Annotated in this window: 15 protein-coding genes and 1 tRNA gene; 5 read left to right on the top strand and 11 right to left on the bottom strand. The window is 43.6% G+C overall.

Features of this window, described 5'->3' with window-relative positions:
• Window positions 1–6 precede the first annotated feature (6 nt).
• Entirely contained in the window at window positions 7–1,071 is a 1,065-nt protein-coding gene (locus tag SOHN41_RS01780; protein ID WP_007644907.1) for a porin, read from the bottom strand.
• Between the two features lie 429 nt (window positions 1,072–1,500).
• On the opposite strand from SOHN41_RS01780, the gene tcdA reads away from it, so the two are divergent.
• Complete coding sequence (tcdA, locus tag SOHN41_RS01775) at window positions 1,501–2,307, top strand: tRNA cyclic N6-threonylcarbamoyladenosine(37) synthase TcdA (RefSeq protein ID WP_007644903.1); 807 nt, start codon at window positions 1,501–1,503, stop codon at window positions 2,305–2,307.
• A 104-nt stretch (window positions 2,308–2,411) separates the two neighbouring features.
• Here the strand turns inward: tcdA and SOHN41_RS01770 are convergent, their stop codons facing one another.
• The gene (locus SOHN41_RS01770) at window positions 2,412–4,025 is read right to left on the bottom strand and encodes an ATP-binding protein (protein WP_007644902.1); all 1,614 of its coding nucleotides are present in this window, start codon (window positions 4,023–4,025) and stop codon (window positions 2,412–2,414) included.
• Window positions 4,026–4,194: 169 nt separating this feature from the next.
• On the opposite strand from SOHN41_RS01770, the gene SOHN41_RS01765 reads away from it, so the two are divergent.
• On the top strand, window positions 4,195–4,806 hold the full coding sequence (locus SOHN41_RS01765) for a superinfection exclusion B family protein (RefSeq protein ID WP_007644901.1): 612 nt from the start codon (window positions 4,195–4,197) through the stop codon (window positions 4,804–4,806).
• 124 nt (window positions 4,807–4,930) lie between these two features.
• Here SOHN41_RS01765 and SOHN41_RS01760 read toward each other — a convergent pair whose 3' ends face one another.
• Window positions 4,931–5,062: a DUF3149 domain-containing protein gene (locus tag SOHN41_RS01760; RefSeq protein ID WP_007644900.1), complete on the bottom strand. Its 132-nt coding sequence runs from the start codon at window positions 5,060–5,062 to the stop codon at window positions 4,931–4,933.
• Between the two features lie 284 nt (window positions 5,063–5,346).
• On the opposite strand from SOHN41_RS01760, the gene SOHN41_RS01755 reads away from it, so the two are divergent.
• From SOHN41_RS01755 to SOHN41_RS01745, 3 genes are all read left to right on the top strand, one after another.
• Window positions 5,347–6,936 (top strand): bacteriohemerythrin, encoded by a 1,590-nt coding sequence (locus tag SOHN41_RS01755; RefSeq protein ID WP_007644899.1) that lies wholly within the window; start codon window positions 5,347–5,349, stop codon window positions 6,934–6,936.
• Between the two features lie 147 nt (window positions 6,937–7,083).
• Window positions 7,084–7,170: transfer RNA gene (locus SOHN41_RS01750), tRNA-Leu, on the top strand.
• Between the two features lie 639 nt (window positions 7,171–7,809).
• Window positions 7,810–8,907 carry an RHS repeat domain-containing protein gene (locus SOHN41_RS01745; RefSeq protein ID WP_007644898.1) on the top strand — a complete coding sequence of 366 codons (1,098 nt, stop codon included), beginning with the start codon at window positions 7,810–7,812 and terminating at the stop codon, window positions 8,905–8,907.
• Between the two features lie 368 nt (window positions 8,908–9,275).
• On the opposite strand, the gene SOHN41_RS01740 is transcribed toward SOHN41_RS01745, so the two are convergent.
• From SOHN41_RS01740 to SOHN41_RS20250, 8 genes are all read right to left on the bottom strand, one after another.
• On the bottom strand, window positions 9,276–10,367 hold the full coding sequence (locus tag SOHN41_RS01740) for a porin (protein ID WP_007644897.1): 1,092 nt from the start codon (window positions 10,365–10,367) through the stop codon (window positions 9,276–9,278).
• A gap of 137 nt (window positions 10,368–10,504) precedes the next feature.
• Entirely contained in the window at window positions 10,505–11,485 is a 981-nt protein-coding gene (locus tag SOHN41_RS01735) for a formate dehydrogenase subunit gamma (RefSeq protein ID WP_007644896.1), read from the bottom strand.
• An 89-nt stretch (window positions 11,486–11,574) separates the two neighbouring features.
• On the bottom strand, window positions 11,575–12,174 hold the full coding sequence (locus tag SOHN41_RS01730) for a TorD/DmsD family molecular chaperone (protein ID WP_007644895.1): 600 nt from the start codon (window positions 12,172–12,174) through the stop codon (window positions 11,575–11,577).
• Window positions 12,174–12,719: a 4Fe-4S dicluster domain-containing protein gene (locus tag SOHN41_RS01725; protein ID WP_007644894.1), complete on the bottom strand. Its 546-nt coding sequence runs from the start codon at window positions 12,717–12,719 to the stop codon at window positions 12,174–12,176. Before SOHN41_RS01725 ends, SOHN41_RS01730 begins: the two co-directional genes overlap by 1 nt.
• A gap of 10 nt (window positions 12,720–12,729) precedes the next feature.
• Window positions 12,730–14,943 carry a molybdopterin-dependent oxidoreductase gene (locus tag SOHN41_RS01720; RefSeq protein ID WP_007644893.1) on the bottom strand — a complete coding sequence of 738 codons (2,214 nt, stop codon included), beginning with the start codon at window positions 14,941–14,943 and terminating at the stop codon, window positions 12,730–12,732.
• 111 nt (window positions 14,944–15,054) lie between these two features.
• Window positions 15,055–16,491 (bottom strand): disulfide bond formation protein B, encoded by a 1,437-nt coding sequence (locus SOHN41_RS01715; RefSeq protein ID WP_007644891.1) that lies wholly within the window; start codon window positions 16,489–16,491, stop codon window positions 15,055–15,057.
• 209 nt (window positions 16,492–16,700) lie between these two features.
• The gene (locus SOHN41_RS01710; RefSeq protein WP_037457837.1) at window positions 16,701–17,663 is read right to left on the bottom strand and encodes a LysR family transcriptional regulator; all 963 of its coding nucleotides are present in this window, start codon (window positions 17,661–17,663) and stop codon (window positions 16,701–16,703) included.
• Window positions 17,664–18,212: 549 nt separating this feature from the next.
• A complete protein-coding gene (locus SOHN41_RS20250; protein ID WP_007644883.1) occupies window positions 18,213–18,491 on the bottom strand; it encodes a hypothetical protein in 279 nt (92 codons plus the stop codon).
• Between the last annotated feature and the right edge of the window lie 159 nt (window positions 18,492–18,650).

Here is an 18,650-nt window from a genome sequence, read left to right as displayed (position 1 = left end):
ATCTATTTAAAAATCAACACGTAAACCAACAGTAAATATGTTGTCATCTAAGTCTTGCAAAGTACCATCTAGCATAAGGTCACCATCAAAGCGAGTGTAATGGCCATAGACCATAGTCTTAGTGCTAAGTCGGTAATCGGCACCCAAACTGAACTGCTGCAGGTCAACATCGCTCACTTGTTCTAGCCCAGCATTGTTCTGATCGCCTACATAACGACTCACATATTTACCTAAGCCGGAGTCATCTTTGCCGTACATCATTTTTAATTTAAGGTCGCCAATCAGGTAAGCTGCGTTAACAAAATAGGTGTCTCCGGACAGATTGGAGAATTTATCATCCACATGTTCACTGTGCTGGTATAACGCCCCTAAAATCAGATCACCAAACTTGACTTGAGCGACCCCACGATAGGCTTCTACATTCTCAATACCATCATTGTATGCGGCGGCAACATAGTAGTTTTGTGTTTTAAAACTTTTATCCCCTAAGGTTGCACTCAGGGCGTACATTTGATCTTTGCTGTAGATATCATTGCCATTGCTATCTAATTGATCATAGTTATCGCTCATCAGATAAGTTGCGTTTAGGCTGAGTAGATCAGCAATTTTGGGGGAGTAGTAAGAGATACCATCGGCCGAACGTGTTTGGCCTGCAAGCAACAAATCGATATCGGCATTGGTGTTACCGAAAAGATCGAAGCCACCTTCTGCGGCCTTAAATACGGTATCATTGCGGCCAACTAACGCCGTACCGGCTGCACTTCTTACGCCAAGGAAAGTGTTACGAGCATTAAAGGTTTTATTCGAGTTATCAAAGTTTTCAACCCCAAATTCCATTTGATAAATGATGTCAAAATAGGGGCTTACGGTTTCAGAACCCCTTACGCCTATCCAAGAGAAGTTGTTTTCAAGCACAGTACCATCTTTTTGATTTTGGGTGGCATAACCCTTTTCTGAGTCTGTAATACTCAAATCGGCATGGCCATAAAACTCTGGACCATCCGCGAGCGCAGTGAATGAGTAAAATGCTAGGCAAGAGGTAATAGCCGTCGTGAGCAGATTCTTTTTCATCTTCAGTTTCCTGTTCTTATATCGCTGTTTTATGCGCGGTTAAACGAGGTTATCCGCAGCAAGTGGTTGAGCTTTTGTGCCGCGAAGTGTGCACAGGCTTTAGAATGAAAAGTGTGACCAAGATCAATTTCAGCCCAAAGAGGCATATTTTCAACACATTGTTTTACAAAGAAAAAACAACGTTACAATGATATTTTCACTAGAAAATCCCGAGAGCCATGCAGCCTATCTTCATTTATTACATTTGCACGGCATTCGTATCGCTCTGCATCTTTAGTGTTGATTTTGGAGATTGATTTCGATTTTCACGCTAAATCGTTTAGAATCCACGGCGCATTTTTAGTGTGCTCTCGAGTTTTAGGTCGTAGCCCCAAGGTGAGTGAGAGTGGGTTTCTTTGCTGTTGTTAGGTCGATATAAGGTACGTATTTATGACTGAAGCCTATCAAAATCGCTTTAGTGGAATTGGCCGTTTGTACGGACAAAAGGCGTTAGCAAAATTTGCCCAGTCCCATGTGGTGGTGATTGGCATTGGTGGTGTAGGCACTTGGGCTGCAGAAGCCTTAGCACGTAGCGGCATAGGCCAAATGACTCTGATTGATTTAGATGATATCTGTGTCACTAACACCAATCGTCAAATCCATGCGTTGACTTCAACCATTGGTGAATCAAAAGTGGCTGTCATGGCGCAGCGGATCCGCGAGATCAACCCAGATTGTCAAGTCAATGAAATAGAAGATTTTATTACCATAGATAACCTAGGTGACTATTTGCTCGGCCCCAAGACCGGGGGCAATATTGATTATGTGGTTGACTGCATTGATGCGGTGAAACAAAAGGCGGCATTGATCGCTTGGTGTAAGCGTCAAAAAATTAAAATCGTTACCGTTGGTGGTGCTGGTGGACAAACGGATCCGACCCAAATCCAGCTGACTGATCTTGCTAAAACCTATCAAGATCCATTGCTTGCAAAAGTTCGCAATCTCCTGCGCCGCGAATATAATTTCTCAAAAAATGTGCAGCGCCGCTTCGCCGTCGATGCCGTATTTTCCAGTGAACAATTAGTGTATCCCCAAGCCGATGGCTCAGTGTGTAACACTAAGGCGACGGCCGATGGCACTATGCGTATGGACTGCGCCTCAGGTTTTGGCGCAGTGACTATGGTAACGGGTACCTTTGGATTTGTGGCGGCGAGTCGCGTATTGGCGCGGTTGGCACAAGTTGCCAATGAGTCTTAGCGCTATCCCAAGCATAGTGTATTGATATCCACGGCCAACTGCCGTGGATGTTTGTTTTAGGGCAAAAGCAGTGTTTCTCAAGCGAGTACCGATGACCAATGATGCTAGATCGCCAGTTGCACAAACTCACAGGGCACTAAGGGAAAACGGATATTGAACTGCGCCCCACCAAGGGCCGAGTCAGCCTGATAACTCATAGTACCTTTTAATAGGGTAGCGGCATTGAAGGCTGCCGATAAACCTAGGCCCGTACCGCCTTTATTCCTATTGGTGGTAAAAAAGGGTTCGAACATATGTTCCGCGACTTCGGCAGAAATTGCTAATCCATTGTTTTGAATACTTATATTGACATAGTTATCATCAATATCCGCACAGATATCAACGAGATTATCTTCCCTATTTTGAAATGCATGGGTGAAAGCATTGGATAAAATGTTACTAACAATTTGATTTAGTAGACTAATATTTATTTTAACGTTTAGAGTTGATGCCACTTTGATCTGCGTTTTGACATTAACATTGGGATACATGATCAAGGTCGATTCTAAAATCTCGTTTAACTGCTCCTTTAGATTGACGCATTGATGTTCTTCGTGACTGCGATCGATAGCAATCGTTTTGAATTTTTGAATTAGGCCACTGGCTTTAGTGATATTACGGACGATAAGTTCACAGCTTTCCTGATACTCATCCAAAATAGCATTGATCTCATCGAGTGTGGCTTGATCACTATGAATAAGCTCTATCAGTTCTTCGATATGACTTAGCTGTGTGCTCGCGGCCGTCAAACATATACCAATTGGCGTGTTAATTTCATGGGCAACCCCCGAGACTAATCCACCTAAGGCCGCCATTTTTTCTTGTTCGACCAATACTTGCTGAGCACGCTTCAGTGCCGTGAGAGACTGCTCTAATTCCAGAGTTCTTTCTTTGACTTGCCTTGCCAATTCTTCTTTATAGCTGCGCTCCAACTTGAGTAAGCGTTCCCTGTCTTCTAGGGCAGTTTGTAACTCGGATTTAGAGTTTTTAAGGGCATCAAAGGAGCTACGCAGCTGATGTTGCATACTATTGATGGCATCGGCCACCTGTTTAAACTCGTCGGCCTTTTCTTTACGCTCAAATTGGAGTGGTTCGTAATCAGTGTCAAGATTAATGCGCTTACAATAATTACTGAGTTTATCCAAGTGCTTAGTGATATTGTACCAGACCAAGAAGAGGATAAATCCAGCGACTAAGAAGGTTTTTATACCATTGGATAGCAAGATCAGCATCGCCTTATCGTACAGGCGTTGATAAATTGCATCCATATCGGCTTGCACTTCTAGCGTCCCCACGTTAATGCTTTCTGTTGGAGATTTATAGACTAAAGAAAAGCGCTTATCGAGTGCATGCTCCGGCTTTAATTTACCCGAATTCCAAGATTGGCCGCTGTCGTCTTTTATTGAAATGTAATTAATATCAGGCAGTTGAATTAGACCATTCAGTTGAGTATTGATCAGTCTCTCGTCAATAACCCAAATACTCGCCGCCAGCACATCGAGGTTAGCTTTTTCAATATTCGAAAAGACTCGATCAATACGGCTAACATCGCCACGGTAATCATTCACAAGCTGATAAGCCGTCGTCATTAACGTGATTAATGAGCTAAAGAGAATGATAGACAAGGTGAGATGTCTGCCTATGGGACTTTTAATCAATTGGCTAAAGAATGTCAGCATCTTAAATTTTCTATACACAATAGCGGCTTGAGATGCTTATAAGCATAGACCCCATGACTAAAATTGTGCATTTTATCAATATGAAATATCCCAAAAGTCTTACTTTAGTTATGGCACCAAATTTGCTTACTCATCAACAGGTTCAATTTTTTGTCACTGGGATAACACTATGTTTAAACTCAAGCTGGATCCAGTTAAGTTTTTTAGCCCTAAGAAAATGATGTTTAGAGTCATGCTCTGGCTAATGGTGAGCTGTGCTGTCTTATTATCGATTCCATCCAATGCATTAGCGATTCTGGCCCTCGATAAATTTGTACCGGAACACGCACACTTTATCGGCCTAGGTCTGATTATTGCTGTCGCGTATTTCTTCAGCCAGCTGTTAAATCTGGGCTTAGATGAATCGATCCGTCACTTGAGTGATAAACGTATCACAGAGACCATTGAAGCCAAAGTCAACCTTCTTGATCGTGCAGAACGAGCATTACTACGCGAATTCTTTTTGCAGGGCGCCACCATTTTGACTCTGCCGCAAAATGAACCCGCGGTGAAGAGCTTACTCAATGCTTGTATCTTGGAACATCTGGGTAATGAGCGCCATTACGCTATCCAAGGTCCAACAGCCGATTACAAAATTGCGATGAAGGCACGTATGTATCTAAATCGTGATGTCTTACGCCTACCTGCGGGTGAGCCAAGCCAAGAAGAAATGCAGCATCTGATTAAGGCGCGCCCACAGTTTTTGAATGGATTAGTACAGAACCGTAAACATGCAGCTTAGTGAAAAAACAGACTAAGTGATTGGAATAGTTTGTAAAATTTAGATATAAAAAATGGGGGTATCCAGACCCCCATAATAATGTGCAATTTTTACAAAGAACAAAATAAACAAATGGAAGCAAAAACTACGGCTGTTGTGCAGACTTCACAATAAACATCCAAGTGATATATGAGACTATCCCTATTGTGCTAAAGATAACGATCATTGAGAGTAAACCTATAGGGTTACCAAACATTAAATCTAACCAAAATGCCATGATTGAAATCCTCTTTCCTGTGAAGTCCCCTCTAAACTAGCTGCCTTCAGGGGTAGAAATAGTGATCCTGATCAATAAAAATTCGACACTATTAAACAAAATTGCAACTCTCGCCTAACTATGTGACGAATATCAAATTTAGAACCAGGCAAATTGAGGGCGAGTTCAAGAAATTTGGTTTTGTTTCTTATTAAGTTAGCAACTAGGATTACATATAAACCACACAATGATTCTAAGATCTGTACCTATGCTTAAGCCTGTGTACATTTTTGAAGGAGCGACAAATGACCAACAGCCGAATACAGAATGGAACTATGGGATATAGTTCCATTTTTGCGCCACTGATATTACTGGTTTATCCTCTTTACAGCTTAGTTATCAGCCAAGATATTATTGCTCTCCTCTGCTTGCTCGCTTTGGCCATCATGCTGATTTTTAACATCAATAAACTCATCCGCAGCCTAGCTTCACTCGAACATGCCGCCCACCATTTAGGTGATGGCGACTTGAGCTATCAACTCGATGAAAAAGAGGCAGGGGTGTTTATTAGAGTCGTGCATAGCATTAATAGAATGGGAGAAGATGTGAGCCGCACCATTTTATCTCTGGTGGACACCTGTGAATGGATGAAAAAGGTCGCTTCCGATATCAAACAGATAAGTGAACAAGCTAAACAGGGCGTATTAGAGCAAGAGCGCCAGACTGAACTTGCCGCGACAGCAATGACACAGATGGTTTCAACGGTACAAGAAGTGTCACAAAATACGCTAAGCACAGCAAAGGCGGCCGATATAGCACAGAGTTCAGCAAAACACGGCGATCAAATAATGGGTACTATCGTCCATAAAATTAAAGATATGACCCAACAAATTCATCAAACCAAAAACGTCATTGAACATCTGGCGGCCGATAGCAATAACATCAGCAGCATTATAGAAACCATCTCCCAAGTCGCAGAACAAACCAATCTACTCGCCTTAAATGCGGCGATAGAGAGTGCTAGAGCGGGTGAACATGGCCGTGGATTTGCGGTTGTCGCAGATGAAGTCCGTAATCTCGCCAAACGGACTTCCGAAGCTACCGTCGAAATCCAGCAACAGATTGTCACCTTACAGAAGGGGGCCCATCAAGGCGTCGAAGTGATGCAGAAAAATGTCACCGTTGCCGATGAAACCGCACTCATGGTTGAACAAGCCCACACGGTGCTCGGTGATATAGTCACACAGATCGAATCCATTACCGATATGTCCCATCAAATCGCGACCGCCTCAGAGCAACAACAAGCAGTAGCTGAGGAAATTAATAAAAATATCAGCGTAATGGCCGAGTTAGCGTTAAAGAATGCCCACCATACCAACGACACGAATCTATCGAGTCTGAAGATTTATAATATGTCGCAGGAAATAGGCTCCCTGCTACATCGATTCCATGTAGATGCTCATTTATTTAACTCCAGCCAAGCACAGAGCCAACTCTTTGTAAAATGGGGACCCGAGCTTGATATCGGTATGCCTGAAATTAACCGTCAGCATCTGCGTTTAGTCTCACTGATTAACGAACTGCACCGCACCTTAAGTGAAGCCTATGGTCTTGAGGCGATAAAACGCATAGTTCAAGGGCTGGTGGATTACACCGCAAACCATTTTTCCTATGAGGAAGAGTTATTTGCTCGTTTTGGTTATCCCCAAACCGCGAGCCATAAAGAGAAACACGGACAACTTGTCAGTCAAGTGCTTGAGTTCCAGAAGCGAGTTGGCAGAGGAGAAGATGTTGCCGATGAACTAATGTCCTTCTTGAAGTCCTGGTTGGTTAATCATATTCAGAAAAGCGATAAAGAATACACACAGTTTTTGCTTTCCCATGGTGCGGAGTAAATTCAAGAGTCTGATTTTTGAGCGGTTAAATATAATTTGCATACATGTCCCCATAAAAGGGCTTGCCATTGTCACGGGCAAAGGTATAATTCCCAGCACTTAGAGCCAGCCAGTTGTTTTTGTTGAATCTAAGTGCAATTTAGCAATGCCAGTGTGGTGAAATCGGTAGACACAGCGGATTCAAAATCCGCCGCCCTTAAAAGCGTGCCAGTTCGAGTCTGGCCACTGGTACCATCTCTTAAAGAGATATAAACCGACCTTAGCGTCGGTTTTTTTGTATCTAAAATTTGGCTTCCGGTCTATCTATGGTTCATCTTGTGTCGATTCTGGACGCAAGGGGATCCTAGTCAATCCAACGCTCTCTAACGACTAGTAATTTTCAGTCTAGTATTACCAAGGTCTGTGGGGGGGGGAACCATGGTCCCGTCATGGTGACTTTACTGTTCTATGATTATTATCTTGGTTTTATTCGTAACTCATTAAGAGCGACAAGACCTTACGATTCTTGGTTATCGGTGCTGTGTGTCGTTAGGCAGTTGGGGATAGATAATAAACAATTACAATCGCAACCAAAATATGCCATCACACTCAGCTGCATTAGATACCCGTAGCGAACTAACTTAATTAATATCTCCCCAAAATTTCTACCCGAATAAGCTTGCCCGTCAGTTGGTCACTGAACAACTCTAACAAACACCTCTTGATGAATTGCCAACCCAGTATCCACTCACTTGACGTTGCCTTAACTCCCCCGAAATAAAGTCCTATTCAAACTCATATTACTTCATTGATCATTAAGTTAATGGAGGTTTGAATGAGTACAACTCAACGACTCACTACCGCATATCTAAACAATTGTAGTGGCATAGTGAATTGTCTCTACGCACAGTTGAGTCGTACAGTGCCTTAGGGAGTATCAATCAACAACGATTCAGCAACGGTAAGATACAACAATTCTTCCGCAATGAAGCTGGCTCTCCACTTTCGATTTGTACCAGTAATAACGGCAGTTGTAGCACAGTAGGTATTCAGTATCTTAACTATGACTACGATGCTATGGGCAATCTGGTTCGGCAAGAAAATGCCATCGCTCGCTTTGCAGAGGATTATACCTACGATGAACTGATGCGGGTCGATAATTCCACCAAAACCATCAAAGGCACCACGTATGCGCCTATCAATTATGACTATGATGCTGCGGGGAATATTCTGGTCAAAGGTGATTATGGCAGCAGTTATCTCTATGGTAACGCGGGTAAAGGTTTAGGGGGTAATGCAGGCCCAAACGCGATACGGCAGTTTATTCGCGGCGGTACAACCTACAACTTTACCTATGATAACAATGGTAATCGGTTAATTGGCGATGGGGCGACCTTAACCTACGATGACCAAAACAAGCCCTTAACCGTAGTGCGTAATGGCACTACCAGTACCTTTAGTTATGATGCGAATGGTCAGCGCTATAAACAGGTTAAAGAGCAAGGTAGCAGCATCACGACAACCTACTATGTAGGCAGTTTTGAACGTGAAGTGAGCAGCAGTGCCACCATCGATAAAACTTACATCGGTGACCACACCATCAAGATGAAAGCCCATGTGGGGAGCTTAGGCAATCAGTCACCATTTCAGCACGTATTAAGGGACCACTTAGGCAGTGTCGATACCTTAATCGATGGACAAACTGGCACTGTCCTGCAATACCGGGGTTATGATGTGTTCGGCCGGCCACAGGATATTGCCGCAGGCAATGTATTACTGACGGCCTGGCAAGGCGTGACTAAGGGCTACACCGACCACGAGCATTTGAATGAGCAACAGTTAATTCATATGAACGGTCGGGTGTACGATTACAACCTGGGTAGGTTCATGAGTGTGGATCCGTTAATACAGGCACCTACGAACACCCAAAGCATCAACCCGTACAGCTACATCATGAACAACTGTAGCGGCATAGTAAATTTGGTCATCTAATCAGAAGTGTATGACTCAGCTCAGAGCAACCCTACAGATTTAAAGCGGTTAAGCGATACTTTGTTCTGAGTGAATTTGAGTTATGTCTCAACTAATTTTAAGAGTGAAACATTAAATACTGATAGATATATGGCTATTTATGCACAATATGCTGCATAAGCTGAGTTTGGCACGAGCCTATTACAATAATGTGCAAAGCACATCGTTTAAGCACTAAAACACTCGAAAATTGCGTTTTAATTCACAGGGTTTCTATCAAGCTGATCAATTCTTGTAGACCATTACACTTTTGTATCTCCATGAACTGGGATGAGATAAAAGGCTGCGAACCAGCCTCTTTAGGTGGGTGCTATCGGTTGCTGACTATATTAGCCTTGCCAAGTCAGGTTGAAGTCGTATCTAAAGCCGATGGTGACAGCTTGGTCATCTTGACCATTGTCGAGATCCTTATTGAGATACTCTAAGTGCACGCGCACGTTATCGAGCGGATTCCATTCCAGTGTAGTATTGAAGCCATTGTAGTCTGCAGAGTCGTTACCATCGATGCCATCTTTAAACTGAAAATACCCCAGTTTGATTTTGTATTCATCGCTGAAAGGGTAAGCCAGTGCCGTATCTAAGGTGCTTCCACTTCGGTCGACACTAAGAGTCTGGTTGTCGAAGTTGTACTGCTTATCTTGGTAACTGACAGCCAGATATAAGCCGTTGTTAAACGTGTAGGCGGCAGCACCACCAAAGGTTTGATTGTCGCCGTCAACTTGCTCATTTGTTAAGGTATCTTGAGTGACATAACCTAAACCTAAGTGTAACGCACCAGTGTCGTAACCCACACCAAGGTTAATCATATCGACGTTGGTATCGCCTTTGTTACCATCGACTTGAGCGCCTGCCATCCAAGTGAAGCCACCAGTGACTAATTGATAGGTGACAAAGTTATCGACAAAGAATGGGCTTTCATGATCGTAGGCATAAGGACTGTTACCGTGGTTAAAGATATCCACATATTCGGCCACTAAGGTGTATTGTGCTGGACGTTGTTTACCTATACCGACTTGACCGTAAGGTGACATGATCGCTGCGTAAGCTTGGCGGGCTTTACCTAAATTGCCTGAGTTGGCGATATCGACACTCCATTCACCTTGCGCAATCGCACGCCAACCATCGGCAAACTCGGTGCTGGCTTTGATACCGACTCGAGATAGTGCATCTCGAACATCCCAACTTTGCTCATCATTTTGATCAAGATAGCTTAAGGTTGGACGAATGGAGCCGTACAGGCTGACTTGGCTATTTTTAAATTGCGAGGGTGCACTATTTTGTTCTAGCTGTGCAATACGTTGATTTAGCGCCTCAACTTGTGTTGTTAGTACCTCATTTTCTGTGGAGTAGGCATTAGTGGTACATAGCCCCATAGCCAAAATCAGGACGGTTTTAAGTGGCGTAATATGATTATTTATCATCGGTGTAGACCTTCTTTAAGGTTTTTGGCATGCAAATCGCCGCCAAGCTCTCGCTAGAGAGTTGGTAAGCTGTGTTCACAGTTGTTGAATTTAGGTTGGCGAGGCTCAGTGCCTATGCACTCAGCCTCGGTTTGGTTTTACACTTTTCCTGCTTTTTTCAGGTCATTAAACCAAAGGTTATGATGTTGTTTGGCCCAGTTTTCATCGCAATAGCCAGAGGTCATGTTTGACATGCCGCCCTCTGACATCACAGTTGCCATAAAGATGTGTACTACAGAGAATGCGCTGATGATGATGGTTGAAGCTATGTGTAGCACCAGCATCAAATTGGCCGTATTCTTGGTTACGTCAAACGTGGCGGGGAACATCATGGTTAAACCAGATACCACCATCACGCCACCAAATATGGCGAACACCCAGAACCACAGCTTTTCGCCCGCATTGGCAAAACCTGCATCAGGGTGCTGTTTTTTGCCCATGTTGATATACCCACCCAACACTGCAAACCATTTAAGATCATAACTTGCAGGGAATTGCTTAGGTGCCCACATAATGATCATCAGCAGATAACCGAGGATAAATGGCCACGCCATAAGCTCATGCAAGCCACTCGATAACCCCGCTAAGGCAGACCAAGCAACTGTGTTCATGCTAGGCTCAAAGTAGAGGCGACCGCCGCCCAGTACCAAACCAGTTAGCATCAACAACAGACAAGGAATCGCACCTAGCCAATGGACACTAACACTTAAGCCTGACCAACGTTTAATCAGCTTGCCTGAAAATCCATGATCTAGCTTGGATACGCCGTTTATCATCACGAAAACGATGAAGATCAACATGACACCAAATAGGCTAGCAAACAGCAAAAAAGCGATGCTATCAGTGGCACTCAAATAGGCCAACAGTGACTCGTCGGCTTGTTCTGGGATAGATGCAGGCATCAGCAGTTCAGGTTGTGTTGGCATGCCACGGATCTCGGGAATGTCCCCCGCTATCACTTGAACTTCAATTGTTTGCCACTGCTGTGGTTGCAGCGTAGCGACCTCATCAGCCAATGCATAACTGGATGCAAATAGGCTGAGTACAATAAGGCTTAACCATCTTATTGCTTGACTCATTAATAACTCCTTGCGATACATTTAGTTCGCGTACGGGCCTAGCCGTGATTAACACTGGCTCACGAATAGACGACTCATTAGAAGACCAGTTAGTGCTTAACTGGAGGATGTTGGCCATTGATAAAGTGCAGTAGCTCTTTGGCAAACTCGCGCCAGAATGCTTGACTAGCGTGTTGGATAATTCCCTCGCAAAACGGGGTTATCCAACGACCTAGATGCCTTTCAAGAAACTCATCAGCAAGTTCGTTAAGTGCTAACACATACTCATGTTTATCGAGTGCATGCTGCTCAGAAGCCATTGCATGTAAGCAGTAAAGGAATTCAAGTTCATTACCGATGAAATCGGCGGGTTCATTAAATCCATCGTCAATAATGAGGCCAATTTGCTGGTAAAACTCCGCCACTCGAACCGTTTCTTCGGTAAAAATTTGATGGTTACCACTGAGATATACTGATTCGTAGGGGGCGACTAATAACTTATATGGCCCGATACACATACGGTTAAAGTCGAACTCTAACTCCGATGCATCACTGCTAAACTTCAGCGCCTCATCCAGTAATGGACTTTCTGGGCGCGTTTGCTGCAGATAGGTAATTACCCCTGCTAACGCATTGAGATCTGAAGGTACAAACATCATTGCTTTAAAGGCATGATAAGCCATAGCCGTGGAACCATATTGGGTTGTCATTATGCGCGTTCCTTAATGATTACCATGTTGGGTTTAGTAATGCAGTCACTATAACCAATGCCTTTTTTACTCGCAGATGGACGTTTGAGTGCCTCTTGCAGATTGCCAACATCGAGACATTCCACAGGGCAACCACTGACGCAAGCTGGTTTCATGCCGCGATCGAGTAGTTCGACACACATATTGCACTTGTCGGCTTTACCATCATCTTCACGAATACTGACCGCAGCATAAGGACAGGCGCTGGCACAAAGGCCACATCCGGTACATTTCTCTCGATCCAGTACCACAATGCCATCATCACGAACATGGTAGGCTTTGGCAGGGCAGACCATTAGGCATGCTGGGTTTTCACAGTGCATACACGCATGGGACAGCCACACATCAATCGCACCGTCATCGCGCTTTACCTCATAGCGATCAATTTTGCGAAAACGATGGTTTTCGGGCAATTCATTGTGGATTTGGCAGGCAACGGTACACGCACCGCAGCCAACACAGTTCTCTTGTCTGAATACAAAGCCCACTTTCTTATTTAATGACATCAGTTACTCCTTAGGCTTTGGCAATCGCGACACGGGTAGAATGATATGCAGAGCAGCCGCCCATATCGGTCAAGGTGTCGGTGGTCAGGTTATTGGTACAGCTGGCTTTACCTTGAGGGTCCATGCGGCGCCAGTTATTTTTAGGTGCCATCACGGTTCCGCGTACCACTTGGGTAGATACCTGAGCAATAAAGAAGGCTTCGCCTCGTTGGTTATTGAGTCTGACTCTATCGTTATTTTTTATCCCCAATTCGGCGGCATCTTCGCTGTTGATCTTGGCGAAGTAGGCTGGGAAGTTACGGATATATTTTACGTTATAGAATGAGCTGTTGGCGCGTTGCGGAATCGCAGGTGACAGCAGGCGGAATGGCAGTGTTTTTTCTGCAGATACCATCTCATCTTCAGGTAGCCCAAAATCAATAACAGGATGGAAACCTGCCTCTTTCATCATCTCTGAGTAGAACTCAATTTTGCCGCTTTCGGTCTTATATTTACCATCGCCGAAATAGGGACGTTGGTCATAGACGGTGACAAATTTGTCGCGAATGATTTGCTCATAAGTAATGTTGTTGTGTCTAAACGCAGGCTCTTCAGTATCGAGGAAATCACGCAAGATCTGTTCATAATCGACACGTAACTCAGGGAAATGATCGAGTCCCATATGTGCAGCCAACTCTTTAAAGAAGATCCAGTTATCTTTAGATTCACCTAAAGGCTCGATAACTTTTTCAGAGGTTTGCATGTGATACCAGTTGTAGTCGGTACCCATATCAGGGAATTCAAACTGGGTGGTTGACGGTACAATGATGTCAGCCAGTTCAGCGGTATCCGTCATCAAGAAGTCATGCACAACTAAGAACAGATCATCACGCATCGCACCGCGGCGACAGGCGTTTGAATCTGGGGCTACCGAGACAAAGTTACCATTGTAGTTAATTACCGCTTTAATTGGTTTTATCGGCTTGCCGTAAGCCATTGGGTTTTCTGGATCGAGCGCTTTGGCGATTTCGGTCATATTCACGTGGCCCACGGTATCTGGATTAGGATGAATATGGTCGGCGCGGCCTTTGCTGTAATTTAAGCTGTCATCGGCTTGGGTGTTATCGTAAATAAAGCCATTACCGATTTTGCCGTATTGACCTGCAACAGCGTGCATCATTGCGATGGCGCGAGACATACGTGCGCCGTTGTAATTACGTTGCATGCCATAGCCTAAGCGCAATACAGAAAGCTCTGATTCACCATAGACTCTAGCAAACTCAAACATCTTGGCTTTAGGAACGCCAGTGACGCGCTCAATCTCTTCATAACTCATCTCATTGAGGCGGGTAAGCAGTTGCTCGTAGCCCAAGGTGTTTGCTTTAATAAATTCGAGATCGGCCAAGTTGTTTTCAATCAAATACTTCATAATGCCAGAGGCTAAATGAGTATCGGTACTGGGTCTTGGCTGTAGCCAAATATCAGCTTGTGAGGCGATAGGAGTGCGAATGGGGTTAACCACCAGCAGTTTGGCACCTTTATCGCGCGCTTGGTTAATAAACTTAATGCCATGCACATTGGTGGCGGTTTCATTTTGCCCCCAAGAGATGTAGCAGTTGGTATAGATGTTGTCATACGGATCGGGACCTTGATAAGTCCCTGTGACCGATTTTAAGCCCTCATAAGCGGCGAATACACACACTTTTCGGTCTAGCTTTCGTGCACCAACAGCATTAAAGAAACGACTTGGTCCGCCGTATTTACCGATAACGCCCTCATGGCCTGAGTAGCTGTAAGGCAGAATAGAATCTGCACCGTGGTCTTTAATGATTTGCTGTAATCGGCTCGCAATTTTGGCATAAGCTTCATCCCAAGAGATGCGACGCCATTTACCTTCGCCTTTTGCGCCAGCACGTTCCATTGGATGGAGAATACGATCCGCTGCGTAGGTGTATTGCACATAGGCATGGCCTTTTACGCAGGGAGAGGTCCCCATCTTCTTCATCTCTGAAGCACCTTCGACATAGGTCATACGGCCATTTTGCACAGTAAACTTGAGCAGACAACGGTCGGCGCAGTTACGTTGGCAGGTGTGGTATTTTATCTCACCTTCTCGTTTAGCTAATAGCCCAGTATTGGTACCTGATTGTTTGGCATGTGCTATGCCGGGGGTTAACCCTGACAGAGAGGACAGCACAGCGCTTGCCGCAGCTCCCTGTAAAAACGTGCGTCTATCGATTTTCATCGTCATCACCCACCATGATTTGAACCTTAGGTTCGTTTTGATTATTGTCTTTGTGCCTTTTATATCGCCGGGGAACCGGCATGCCCCGAGAGAATCCCGGGGCGAAATTGCTTACATCACATAGGTTTGCAGTTGGTTTTGCCCATTGATCTGGCTGATAGTCAACAGCTTGCCATCCTGTACTAACAGTCCTTGTGGATTGTTCGTGCCAGTCAGTTTGGCCATAGGCGCTACTTCGCCTGTGAGCAGATTGAGCTTAAGTACCTCGCTACCGTCGTTGTTGAGGATCCAGGCTTGCTCGCCTTGAACGCTGATGCCCGTTATCTGTGGTAATGCAGGGAGTCCTTGTAGATTAGATTCGGCAGATAGGGTCATATCTGTGCGGTCAAAGCGTGATAACACTAAGTGTTCATTGAGTGCATCGCGGGTCGTCACAGTGACAAATTGTGCGAGAGTGCTGCTGTACCCCAATACCAAGCTGTAGCTGGTTTTAGCGCGTACAGTGCTGAATTGGCCGCGAGCGGTTTCACCTATGCCATCGCTACTCTGGTTGAATCGGCGATAGTTCATTTCCCAGTTTTGTGTAGGATCTAGGGTTAATTCAGCCCATGCCTTATTGAAGCCCATTACCAGTAGGCTGTTGCTTGAAGTAAAGGTAACCCCCTGAAGCGTTTCAATATGCAGCATATACATGCCATCAATTTGCGCCTTGCTGAGGATTTGCATCTGCTTATCGAGGATATAGACCCAATTGTCTGTCGTCGTCAGAGCATAAATTTGTGCTTCGGCCTGATAGTCAATGGCTGTCACGCGTCCACTTATCTCCGATGGCAGTACTTGTTCTGTGGCTAATTTCACTCTAGGGGCTTCTGCAAATAGCGGTTCTGTTGGTTGCCAAGTCTCAATATCAGGATTATCAATGGCGTAAGCACCACGGGCATTAGGCGCATAAGTTGGCCAGTGGTCGAGTTCCCAACTCATGTATTGAGGATTAAAAGAGACTCGGCCAGGGCTGTCTTGACCGACGAAGGGAAGGGGGCCGGTTTGCGTAAAGGCTTGAACAATATTGCCACTGATCACGATCAGGAATACCCCACAGGCAATCTTAGGAAGTGTATCGAGTGGTTGCTTACCGTAGCCGTTACTTGGGAATTTATTACCCAGTGTGAGCATGAGTAATGCCACCACAATAAGCACAACGACAAACACGAATAGCGCCCAAGTATAGGTATGAGCGCCCATGATTTTCAGTGAGAAACCTTGGCCAATATCACTGCCTAAATTGATAGAGGTATGAACTGAGGCCATAAAGGCACCATATATTCCAAGCCATATTAACGCGGCGATATATTTAGGTTTTAGGCCAAACCGGACGATATAGAGTGCCGTTAGCGCCACTAAGATCATGGCGGTACGTTCTTGCCAACAGAAAGCACAAGGATTATCTAAATAGATAAAACCAAAAATAAAACAAGCAATACCAACGGGTAATGCCATGATAATAATAGAAGCAAATGAAGCTAGCTTGTTAAATAAATGCTCTTTCATGGTAACCCTTTAGTAATTGCCGACAGGAAGTAAAATGCCCCAGGACATCATTATCCAAATGAAGAAACTTAAACCAATGCAACCAAATAATAATTTATCTGCGAGCGACTCTTTTTCTGGTTTTTTTAACACAAGATAAGCGGAAAATGCTGTGATGCAAAAAAGTGTGAACTCCATTAACTACCTCTTTATTGACGCGTGACTTATATCTAAATAGTGGAGGCTAATCGCCATTCTCTTTCTAATCCGTAAATTAGTTTTGACTTAACCCAATTGAATGCGAGTGAGTTATTGATATTTCCATAGAGAATATAATTTCCAACTGCTCTTTGTTCGCTACGAATTTCCTTAATATCCTTAATCATTTCATCATTTAACCTTCGGTAACTTACTGTTGGGATCATATCGACAAATTGACGAGTGAATTGATTACAACTTAGCGTGATGCAGTCTGATTTCGCTAGCATTTGCATGGCTGTTGCAACACTGTCTGTATAACCCGCAACATCCATTTGCAACCCTTTATCGCGACAAAGATTGACTAGTAATGGACAACTGAGATCGTTATAGTTATCGATCTCTAATAAAGGATAATGTGACAATTGCTCCAATGAAATCTCACCCTCTAATATGGGGTGATTATGATTAGCCAAAATATAGATATCTCCGGTTTCTGAAAATATTTCGCTGTTCAGTCGGCTGTCATCAAAACCTTCATAAACAACAATAAAATCAATATCACCTGTAATTAACTCATTGTTACAGTCGTGACTTAAGCTACGGACATCAAATCTAAGATTGGGTGCTTCTGGTTGAATATAATTAGCGATCACGGTGTGAACAGCATAAACAAATTCATCATAGGCGCGTATTACAAAATGCCCCCCCGATTCATTAGGAGTAAAAACAGAATGTTGGCGCTCAAGCAATTGATATTGTTCAACCAGATATTTAGCATGTGGAATGAGTTCTTCTAACTTTTTTGTTGGAATCAATCCATGAGACTTCCGAATGAACAATGAGTCCATAAATATATCGCGTAGTATATTTAACGTACGAGTAACGTTACAGTTTGATAAGCCAAGTTCCGCCGCAGCAATGTTGCCTTGTCGATGTTTATAAATGGAAAGCAAAACTCTAAGTTGAAGGTAATTAAGATTATCTATATTCACTTTATTGAACCCTTAGCTTTATTTGCATATCAATATGAACTCTTTGTATGCTTGTTGCCAAGGTTATTATTAGATCATACTATGGTTAACTTTTCGATTTATGAGCTCGCCCCTGTTTTTCAATGATTGAAATAATCTTATTTCCGATGGTGAAATTGAAATTTCATGATTTTTATTGAGAATATGTGAATAGGGTCAAATATAAAGTTGAAAGATAATTTGGTATAAATATTTGTGATGTATGTACTTGTGTTAGCTATCTCCCTCCTTTTTTAGAGCTCCTATCAGCGATTAGTTGCCACTAGGAAACCTAAAAAGTTACTATCATTGCCTGTAATTTGGACATGGTGGTGATATTAAATGCGGTGTTGTAAAAGCTGAGGTGTCCTGTAGTGGCATACTGAATTTGACCATTAAGCAAGAAGTGTAGACTTTACTCGTAGCAATTTTGGAGTTCTACAAATTCAAGGCTATTAAGTAATACTTGTCTGAGTTCAATTATGTTAAAGCGCTTTCTCCGCTGATACGTCGAGTAAGTGTTATAACTCGCTAAAACTGCACTTTAAGCATAATTAAAGTGCAGTTTGTTTTAAAATCAATAATTGCACCATTGGCCGATAAAGAGGACTCTTGAGCTGCCAGCATCCATTTATGGTCAACGGCTTCTTTGAACACTAACTGCATGGCGGCATTGTGGTTTAGCAGTGTCGATTTGGCTGGGACTCTATCAAATTGTTCAATACGCCATTTATCAAATTCACGCAGCTTCTCACTATCAATTGAGGTAATGTAAGTACGGTCGAAGAAAGGGATATGATACTTTCGCAAAAGCTGAATGTAGGTCGTGAACTTGTGCTTTTATCTTTATCTTTGCCCTTTTCCTTTTTGATAATCTCTTCCATAGTACTAATGGCTTTTTCTTTCTGCTTAGTTGCTTTGGCGTGTCACTTACCCGCGACTTTAATCCGAGCATACCAACGTTCGCTA

It is taken from the genome of Shewanella sp. HN-41 (assembly GCF_000217915.1).
Lineage (GTDB): Bacteria > Pseudomonadota > Gammaproteobacteria > Enterobacterales > Shewanellaceae > Shewanella.
The sequence above is the reverse complement of the archived record's forward strand: the minus strand, read 5'-3'. Positions and strand labels throughout refer to the sequence as shown.

What these genes read in the sequence shown, in the direction of transcription:
- SOHN41_RS01780 (WP_007644907.1), bottom strand. Translation starts at nt 1,071, where the DNA reads ATGAAAAAGAATCTGCTCACGACGGCTATTACCTCTTGCCTAGCATTT.
- tcdA (WP_007644903.1), top strand. Translation starts at nt 1,501, where the DNA reads ATGACTGAAGCCTATCAAAATCGCTTTAGTGGAATTGGCCGTTTGTAC.
- SOHN41_RS01770 (WP_007644902.1), bottom strand. Translation starts at nt 4,025, where the DNA reads ATGCTGACATTCTTTAGCCAATTGATTAAAAGTCCCATAGGCAGACAT.
- SOHN41_RS01765 (WP_007644901.1), top strand. Translation starts at nt 4,195, where the DNA reads ATGTTTAAACTCAAGCTGGATCCAGTTAAGTTTTTTAGCCCTAAGAAA.
- SOHN41_RS01760 (WP_007644900.1), bottom strand. Translation starts at nt 5,062, where the DNA reads ATGGCATTTTGGTTAGATTTAATGTTTGGTAACCCTATAGGTTTACTC.
- SOHN41_RS01755 (WP_007644899.1), top strand. Translation starts at nt 5,347, where the DNA reads ATGACCAACAGCCGAATACAGAATGGAACTATGGGATATAGTTCCATT.
- SOHN41_RS01740 (WP_007644897.1), bottom strand. Translation starts at nt 10,367, where the DNA reads ATGATAAATAATCATATTACGCCACTTAAAACCGTCCTGATTTTGGCT.
- SOHN41_RS01735 (WP_007644896.1), bottom strand. Translation starts at nt 11,485, where the DNA reads ATGAGTCAAGCAATAAGATGGTTAAGCCTTATTGTACTCAGCCTATTT.
- SOHN41_RS01730 (WP_007644895.1), bottom strand. Translation starts at nt 12,174, where the DNA reads ATGACAACCCAATATGGTTCCACGGCTATGGCTTATCATGCCTTTAAA.
- SOHN41_RS01725 (WP_007644894.1), bottom strand. Translation starts at nt 12,719, where the DNA reads ATGTCATTAAATAAGAAAGTGGGCTTTGTATTCAGACAAGAGAACTGT.
- SOHN41_RS01720 (WP_007644893.1), bottom strand. Translation starts at nt 14,943, where the DNA reads ATGAAAATCGATAGACGCACGTTTTTACAGGGAGCTGCGGCAAGCGCT.
- SOHN41_RS01715 (WP_007644891.1), bottom strand. Translation starts at nt 16,491, where the DNA reads ATGAAAGAGCATTTATTTAACAAGCTAGCTTCATTTGCTTCTATTATT.